General features: G+C 63.3%; 8 protein-coding genes. 2 read left to right on the forward strand and 6 right to left on the reverse strand.

Features of this window, described 5'->3' with window-relative positions; all coding sequences use genetic code 11:
* Positions 1–226 precede the first annotated feature (226 nt).
* Genes Q0341_RS13040 through Q0341_RS13060 form a run of 5 tightly spaced genes read right to left on the reverse strand, consistent with a single transcriptional unit; the run spans position 227 to position 3,596 of the window.
* The gene (locus Q0341_RS13040; protein ID WP_291915124.1) at positions 227–562 is read right to left on the reverse strand and encodes an AzlD domain-containing protein; all 336 of its coding nucleotides are present in this window, start codon (positions 560–562) and stop codon (positions 227–229) included.
* A complete protein-coding gene (locus tag Q0341_RS13045) occupies positions 559–1,290 on the reverse strand; it encodes an AzlC family ABC transporter permease (RefSeq protein ID WP_299514080.1) in 732 nt (243 codons plus the stop codon). The genes Q0341_RS13040 and Q0341_RS13045 overlap by 4 nt, the downstream gene beginning before the upstream one ends.
* Positions 1,290–2,264, reverse strand: coding sequence for a methionyl-tRNA formyltransferase (gene fmt, locus Q0341_RS13050; RefSeq protein WP_299514083.1), 975 nt, complete (start codon positions 2,262–2,264; stop codon positions 1,290–1,292). The genes Q0341_RS13045 and fmt overlap by 1 nt, the downstream gene beginning before the upstream one ends.
* 7 nt (positions 2,265–2,271) lie before the next feature.
* Positions 2,272–2,778, reverse strand: coding sequence for a peptide deformylase (gene def, locus Q0341_RS13055; protein WP_299514084.1), 507 nt, complete (start codon positions 2,776–2,778; stop codon positions 2,272–2,274).
* Positions 2,779–2,789: 11 nt separating this feature from the next.
* The gene (locus Q0341_RS13060) at positions 2,790–3,596 is read right to left on the reverse strand and encodes an amidotransferase (RefSeq protein WP_299514086.1); all 807 of its coding nucleotides are present in this window, start codon (positions 3,594–3,596) and stop codon (positions 2,790–2,792) included.
* A 146-nt stretch (positions 3,597–3,742) separates the two neighbouring features.
* Between Q0341_RS13060 and dprA the strand changes: the two genes are divergently transcribed.
* A complete protein-coding gene (gene dprA, locus Q0341_RS13065; RefSeq protein ID WP_299514093.1) occupies positions 3,743–4,945 on the forward strand; it encodes a DNA-processing protein DprA in 1,203 nt (400 codons plus the stop codon).
* 33 nt (positions 4,946–4,978) lie between these two features.
* On the opposite strand, the gene Q0341_RS13070 is transcribed toward dprA, so the two are convergent.
* Positions 4,979–6,607 carry a peptide chain release factor 3 gene (locus Q0341_RS13070; protein ID WP_299514088.1) on the reverse strand — a complete coding sequence of 543 codons (1,629 nt, stop codon included), beginning with the start codon at positions 6,605–6,607 and terminating at the stop codon, positions 4,979–4,981.
* A 234-nt stretch (positions 6,608–6,841) separates the two neighbouring features.
* On the opposite strand from Q0341_RS13070, the gene Q0341_RS13075 reads away from it, so the two are divergent.
* Positions 6,842–7,664 (forward strand): MFS transporter (locus Q0341_RS13075; protein ID WP_299514091.1); only part of this gene is annotated, 823 nt, incomplete at its 3' end.

The following is a 7,664-nucleotide window of genomic DNA, read 5'->3' on the forward strand; positions in this document are numbered from 1 at the left end:
TGATGCTGCCGTCATCGGCTTGCGGCACATTCAGGTCGGCGCGGATGAACACGCGTTGTCCAGCGGCTTGGCCGTTGGCACAGAATTCAGAAAAACGGATGACGTTCATGGGAGGGGTCTTGTCCTGTATCGGGAAATCAAGCTCAATTTTAAAAGCAGTGGAGAAACAATGATTCGCAAAGATTCACGCACTAGGCTGCGATCCTGAAGGCAGGATCGGCCCTGCTCACCAGCCCAGCCCCAGGCGCAAGGGCAGGTACACCGCCATGCCCGCCAAAATGGTGATCAGCACATCGCGCCGCCAAAAGTAAGCGGCCACACCCACAACAGCTGCGTACAAGCGGGCGTCTTGCCAAGTGCTGACCAACTCGCCTTGCACCGTGATGATTTCGGGGATGACCACCGCCGACAAGGCCGCAATGGGCGCGTACTGCAAACCGCGCTGCGCCCAGCCGGGCAACTGCCAAGATTGGCTGGAGATGAAAAAGAAACTGCGGGCCACCACCGTGACCACCGCCAGGCCCACGATGACGGCCAGCGTCCACAGATCGGTTTCGTTCATGCCGCCACCTTCTGCGCTGGCCGGATTTTTTCGACCGTGAGACACAAGATCACGGCCACAGCGATCGCCACCACGATGTTGAGTTTGAGCGGCAAATGGTAGGCTGCGACAGCCGCCGCACCCGCCACGGCGGCCGACAAAATGCGCATGCGCGAGCTGGCCAGCGAGCACTGGATGCCCAGCAAACACAAAATGCCTGCAAAGCCCAAACCCCATTCCGGCGGAATCAGGTTGGCCAAGCCCACCCCCAGCAAGCTGGCCACGATCCAGCTGCCCCAGTTCAGGAAATAGTTGCCCGCCAAATAAGCCTCTTGCCCCGTGCGCTCGGCGTCGGTGTTACCAGGCTGCGGGTAGTGCCGGGTGAACAGCACATAGGTGATGTCGGCGGTGAAATAGCCGTGGCACATGCGCTGCCAGCGCGGCAAGTGCATCAGATAGGGCCGCAAGTGCAAGCTGAACACCACAAAGCGCAGGTTGACGCAAAAACCAGTCGCCAAAATCACCCAAGCCGGCGCTCCGGCGACCAAGAGTGGAATGGCTGCCAGCTGCGAGCTGCCGGCAAACACCAGCATGGTCATGGCCACGGCCTCGAACACGCTCATGCCCGACTTGACCATGGCCACGCCCGTCATCAGGCCCCAAGCCGCCACACCAGGCGCTTGCGGGGCCAGGTCGCGCAGGCCTTGCCAGAACTCGGCGCGGCGGTAAAGCGTGGGCCGAAAAAACATCAGGCCACCAAGCGCTGACCGGGCTGCAAGGGGCAGCCGCGCAAAAAGTCAGCCGCGCACAGGCGCTTGCCGCCAGGCCGCTGCAACTGTGTCAGGCACAACTGGCCTTGGCCACAGGCCACCCGCACGCCCGACGCATCGGCGCTGAGCACGGTGCCCGGTGTGGCGTTCTGAACAGCTGCCTGCGCGGCCGTTTCAGCTGTGGCTTGCCAGAGCTTGATGGTTTCCACGCCCGAGGCTGTGGTCAGTGGGACGGTCATGCCCGGAAACGGGTCGAAGGCCCGAATGCGCCGCGCCAGCACCTCGGCACTCAACGCCCAGTCCAGCGCCGCTTCGGATTTGTCGATCTTGTGCGCGTAAGTCACGCCCTCGGGCGGTTGAGGCTGGCGGGGCAGGCTGTCCAAAGCGCCCAAGGCTTGCACGATCGCCTGCCCGCCTAAGTCGGCCAAGCGATCGTGCAACACCACGGTGCTGTCTTCGGGGCCGACCGCGCAAGACAAAACCCACAACATGTCGCCCGTGTCGAGCCCGGCATCCATCTGCATGATGGTGATGCCGGTTTGCGTGTCCCCCGCTTCAATGGCGCGGTGGATCGGGGCCGCGCCGCGCCAGCGCGGCAACAAAGAGGCGTGGATGTTCAGGCAACCCTTGGGCGGCAAATCCAGCACCCACTGCGGCAGGATCAAGCCGTAGGCCGCCACGACCATGGCGTCTGCCTGCGCGGCCAGCAAAGTCTGGCGGGCGGCAGCGGCGTCATCGGGGTATTTACCGTCGAGCCGCAAGCTGCGCGGCTGGGCCACAGGCACTTGGTGGTCCAGCGCCCACTGTTTGACGGGGGAAGCCTGCAGCTTCATGCCGCGCCCTGCAGGGCGGTCAGGCTGGGTCAGCGCCAGCACAATCTCGTGGCCTGCAGCTTGCAGTGCGGCCATGGCCACCTGGGCAAATTCGGGGGTGCCCGCAAAAATCAGCCGCATGCCGTGCTCAGCGCTCGGCTTTTTGGGCTTTGACCATCTTGGTCTTGATGCGCCCTTGCTTGAGCGGCGAGAGGTACTCGACAAACACCTTGCCCATCAGGTGGTCCAGCTCATGCTGGATGCAGATGGCCAGCATGCCCTCGGCCTCAATGGTGCGGTGGTGGCCGCTGCGGTCCTGGGCCGTCACCTTGACAGCGGTCGCGCGATCCACGCCATCGTAAATGCCAGGCACCGACAAGCAGCCTTCTTCGCCCTTCACGCGCTCATCGTTCATCCAGGTGATTTCGGGGTTGATCAGCACCATCGGCTGGTTGCGCTCTTCGGAGGTGTCGATCACCACCAAGCGCTCGTGCACATCAATTTGGGTGGCGGCCAGGCCAATGCCGCTGGCCTCGTACATGGTCTCCAGCATGTCGTCGATCAGGGCGTGCACGCGCGCGTCCACCGCCTGCACAGGTTTGGCCACCTTGTGCAGGCGAGGGTCGGGGTAGCAAAGAATAGGGAGCAAAGCCATGGGTCAAAAAATCAATTGGGAATTCGCTTATTTTCGGTCATTTCCGTGGCGAGAGGCGGCGGGCCAGCGGATAGTCCGTATTGCACAAAATGGATCATGAACCGCGCCAGCGCCAAACCGTCGTGGGGCTCGCTCAAGCTGCCCATGGCCGTTTGGTAAAAAGATTCGCCCAAAGTGGCGCGTCGCTTGTCGAGCAAAAAGGCGGACACATCGGGCGTGAACTCCGGGTGTGGCTGGATGCAAAAAACCTGGTCACCTAGAGCGTAAGCGGCCACCGGACAATCGGGGTGGGTGGCCAACAAGGTGGCCCCAGACGGTAAGGCCAGCACTTGGTCCTGGTGACTGGCCAGCAAACCGATTTGGACCGCCTGCCCAGCAGCGCCACCCACTTGCTTGGGAGTCCCCAGCCAATCGTAGACCTGCCGCCCGGCACGCCAGCCTTGCGGGGCACGCCGCACAGGCGCGCCCAAACAATGCGCGATCAATTGGTGACCAAAACACACGCCCAGCAGTTTGCGTTTGTCCTGCAGCAATTGGGTCACACACGCACGCAAGGCCACCACCCAAGGGTCGTCTGAAAACGAATCGGCCCGACTGCCGGTCAACAGCACCGCGTCGTAAGCGTCAAACCTGACTGGGTATTGCCCGTGCCGCGCACTGAAGGTGTCGATTTGCCCCTCAAACCCGGCTTGCGCGAACAAGCGCTCGAACATCGCCCCCACTCGGCTGTAGCGCTCCAGCAAGGGCGGCTCCAAGTCGTCGTTTTCCAGAATACAAATGCGCAGCAATGGCGCGGCTTTGGGCGGGGTGGGCAACATGAGGGGGCGATCGGTGGACTGAAGTAAGCATGATTTTAGGCACTGCACCCGAGAGACTCCCGACAAACCAGCAAGCGCTTGGCGCAGCACCGACTTTGACCCACAATGGCCCCACAGACGGCACTCAAGCCGCGCAGGGAGACATGATGGTGAACACCCCCGATGAATTGGGTGCTTGGTTGCGGCTCTTGCTCACGCCGGGCGTGGGCTCCGAAAGCGCCCGCCGATTGCTCGCGGCCTTTGGGGAACCCGAAGCCGTGCTGGCACAAACCGAGACCGCTTTGTGCCAGGTCGTCACCGCTGTTCAGGCCCGAGCGCTTTTGCAGATGCCCGCGGGCTGCCCAGAACTGGTGCAAGACACACTCGACTGGCTGCAGGCCGACACCCACAACGGCACCACCCCCCAGCGCTGCGTGGTCACGCTGGGCGACGCCGACTACCCTGCGCCCTTGCTGCAAATTCCAGACCCGCCCCTGATGCTCTACGCCATGGGCAAGATCACCCATTTGCAACAGCTGCAGGCCACGCAGGCGCTGGCCATGGTGGGCAGCCGCAACCCCACACCCCAAGGCCGCGACAACGCCAGCGAATTCGCCCGAAGTTTGGCCGCCAGTGGCCTCACCGTGGTCTCGGGCCTGGCCTTGGGCGTGGATGGCGCTGCACACGAGGGCGCACTGCAAGGGGCCCGTGCGGGTCAGCTGGCCACCATCGCCGTGGTCGGCACCGGGCTGGACCGGGTGTACCCGCGTCAGCACCGCGACTTGGCGCACCGCATCGCACAAAACGGCCTGATCCTGAGCGAGTACCCGCTGGGCACGCCGCCCCTGGCCCCCAACTTTCCGCGCCGCAACCGGCTGATTTCAGGCTTGTCACAGGCCACTTTGGTGATCGAGGCCGCGTTGCAGTCAGGCTCGCTCATCACCGCCAAACAAGCCCTGGAGCAAGGCCGCGATGTGATGGCGCTGCCCGGCTCCATCCATTCGGCCCAATCCAAGGGCTGCCATGCGCTGATCAAGCAAGGGGCGAAGTTGGTCGAGTCGGCGCAAGATGTCTTGGAAGAATTGCACATGCCTACGCCCCAAGTGCAGTCCGCGCTGGCCTTGGACGCGCCTGACCAGGCGGGGGGCGATGCGCCGTCGGGCCTTGCTGGCGATGATGAAAATGCAGGAGATGCGGCCGAGCGGGCGCTGCTGCGGGCTTTGGGCCACGATCCGGTGGGGCTGGACGCGCTGCAAGCGCGGTGCGGCTGGCCTACGGCGCAGCTGCAAGCCCAATTGCTGGAGCTGGAGCTGATGGGCCAGGTGGGTCGCCTGCCCGGGGGCTTGTTTCAGCGCATCGGCCAGGCTTGACCCACCCCCATCCAGGGCGGGTCTTTGGGCGTGTCAGCCTGCCGAGCCCAAGGCCAAGCCCGCATGCTCGCGCAGCGGATGGAAGTGGATCTTGGGAAAGCGCTCTTGCGCCAGCCGCACGTCGTACGGGCTGGTGCACAAATAAGCCAGCGTGCCTGCCGCATCCAGCGACATGCGCTGCGGGTAAGCGTTGGTGAACTCGCGCAACTCGGCCGGGGTGTCGGCGGTGATCCAGCGGGCGCCGGTGTACTGGCAGCCTTCCAGACGCACGTCGCAGTCGTATTCCGCTTTGAGGCGGTGCTGCACCACTTCAAACTGCAGCTGGCCCACTGCGCCCAGCAGCATAGGGCCGCCGATCTCGGGTTTAAAGACCTGGATCGCGCCTTCTTCGCCGAGTTGGTCGAGGCCGGTTTGCAGTTGCTTGGTGCGCAGCGGGTTCTTCAGGATCACGGTCATGAAGAGCTCGGGCGCAAAAAACGGCAAGCCGGTGAATTGCAGATTCGCGCCATCGGTGATGGTGTCGCCCAGCTGCACGCCGCCGTGGGTGGTGAAGCCGATGATGTCGCCCGCGTAGGCTTCGTCCACCGCTTCACGGCGTTGCGATAAGAAAGTGACCACGCTGGTGGGGCGCAGTTCTTTGGCGGTGCGCTGCACCTTGAGCTTCATACCGGGCGTGTATTTGCCAGACGCCATGCGCACGAAGGCAATGCGGTCGCGGTGATTGGCATCCATATTGGCCTGCACCTTGAACACCACGCCCGAGAACGCGCTGTCTTCGGGCTGAATTTCTTTGACCACGGGTTGCTTGTTGACCAACAGGTTGCTGGTGCGGGGCCGGGGCGCGGGGGCCAAATCGACCAGAGCGTCCAGCACTTCCATCACACCGAAGTTGTTCACGCCGGAGCCGAAGAAAACCGGCGTTTGTTTGCCCGCTAAAAAGGCTTCTTCGTCAAACGCGGGCGATGCGCCGGTGGCCAGCTCCATGCTGTCCATGGCGGTCTGCCATTCCAAGCCAAAGCGCTCGGCCAGTTGGGCCTGCTCGGTGAGGGAGATGGTTTCGAAGTCTTGCGGCAGGCGTTCGCTGCCGGAGTCGAACACGGTCATGGCCTGCGTGCGCAGGTTGACGATGCCGCCGAAGCTCTTGCCTTGGCCCACAGGCCAGGTCATGGGCACACAGGGCATGCCCAGCTCGCGCTCGACTTCGTCCAAGATGTCGAGCGGGTCGCGCACTTCGCGGTCCATCTTGTTCACAAAGGTGATGATGGGCGTGTCGCGCTGACGGCAAACCTCAATCAGGCGGCGGGTTTGTGCTTCCACACCGTTGGCCGCGTCGATCACCATGAGCGCCGAGTCCACCGCCGTGAGCACGCGGTAAGTGTCTTCCGAGAAGTCTTTGTGGCCGGGGGTGTCGAGCAGGTTGATGACGTGCTCGCGGTAGAGCATCTGCATCACGGACGAAGCCACCGAGATGCCACGTTGCTTTTCGATTTCCATCCAGTCGGACGTGGCGTGGCGGCTAGCTTTGCGGGCCTTGACCGAACCGGCGATCTGGATCGCGCCGGAGAACAGCAAGAGCTTTTCGGTCAGCGTGGTTTTACCGGCGTCGGGGTGCGAAATGATGGCAAAAGTCCGGCGGCGCCGGGTTTCGTGGGCGTAGGTCACAAGGGGTCCTGAAGATCGTGCAGGCAGCCAAGGGTGCCCGCGATGGCCAGACCTTGGGCAGGCTGGCGAGAGGGCTGATTTTACCGGGCGATGGGCCGCTTCGACGCCCAGCCCCCTGGCCCTGCACAACGGCAGCGCTGCCCCAAGGCCGGTGTCTGGTGAACGCATGTGCCAAGGCGCGTGCAGTCGCCAATGGGCGAAGTTGGCGGACGGGCCGGCGATACACTGCAGGGTATGAATCCGAACCTGATCCTCCTCACGCTCTGCCAAGGGCTGTTCTTCACCAACAACGTCACCTTCATTGCCATCAACGGCCTGGTGGGTCTGAGCATGGCGCCGCTGGGCTGGATGGCGACTTTGCCCGTCATGGGCTATGTGGTGGGCGGTGCGCTGTCGACCGGGCTGGTGGCCAAGAGCCAGTCGCGCTGGGGGCGCAAAGTGTCGTTTCAGCTGGGGCTGGTTGTGGCTTTGTTTTCAGCGCTGCTGGCTGCTTACGCCGCTTGGAGCCACAACTTCTGGCTCCTGGTGGCGGCCACGGTGATTGCCGGTTATTACAGCGCCAACGGCCAGCTGTACCGTTTTGCGGCGGCCGAATTGGCGGCAGATGGCTTCAAGGAAAAAGCGGTCTCGCTGGTGCTGGCGGGCGGTTTGATCGGGGCCATCGTGGGCCCCAACCTGGCCTCGCGCACCCGCACCATGTACGAAGTGCCGTTTTTGGGCGCTTACATGGCGTTGGGCATTGTGGCGATCTTGGCCATGGTGTGCATGAGCTTCATCCGCTTCCCGGCAGTACCTGCCAAAAAGCCGGGCGACAGCGTGGGGCGACCTTTGCGCGAAATCATGCGCCAGCCGGTGTTCATCGTCGCTGCGGCAGCGGCCGCTTTGAGTTATGGCGTGATGAACCTGCTGATGGCGGCAACGCCGCTGGCCATGCAAGTGTGCGGCTTCAGTTTTGACGATGCAGCCTTGGTGCTGGAGTGGCATGTGATCGCCATGTTTGCGCCGGGCTTTTTCACAGGGCACCTGATCAAGAAATTCGGTACGCTTCAAATCATGG

The sequence above is a fragment of the uncultured Limnohabitans sp. genome (assembly GCF_937889215.1).
Lineage (GTDB): Bacteria > Pseudomonadota > Gammaproteobacteria > Burkholderiales > Burkholderiaceae_C > Limnohabitans_A.

Bases quoted from the DNA above. Each gene is read 5' to 3' on its own strand.
- Q0341_RS13040 (WP_291915124.1), bottom strand. From the start codon at position 562: ATGAACGAAACCGATCTGTGGACGCTGGCCGTCATCGTGGGCCTGGCG.
- Q0341_RS13045 (WP_299514080.1), bottom strand. From the start codon at position 1,290: ATGTTTTTTCGGCCCACGCTTTACCGCCGCGCCGAGTTCTGGCAAGGC.
- fmt (WP_299514083.1), bottom strand. From the start codon at position 2,264: ATGCGGCTGATTTTTGCGGGCACCCCCGAATTTGCCCAGGTGGCCATG.
- def (WP_299514084.1), bottom strand. From the start codon at position 2,778: ATGGCTTTGCTCCCTATTCTTTGCTACCCCGACCCTCGCCTGCACAAG.
- Q0341_RS13060 (WP_299514086.1), bottom strand. From the start codon at position 3,596: ATGTTGCCCACCCCGCCCAAAGCCGCGCCATTGCTGCGCATTTGTATT.
- dprA (WP_299514093.1), top strand. From the start codon at position 3,743: ATGGTGAACACCCCCGATGAATTGGGTGCTTGGTTGCGGCTCTTGCTC.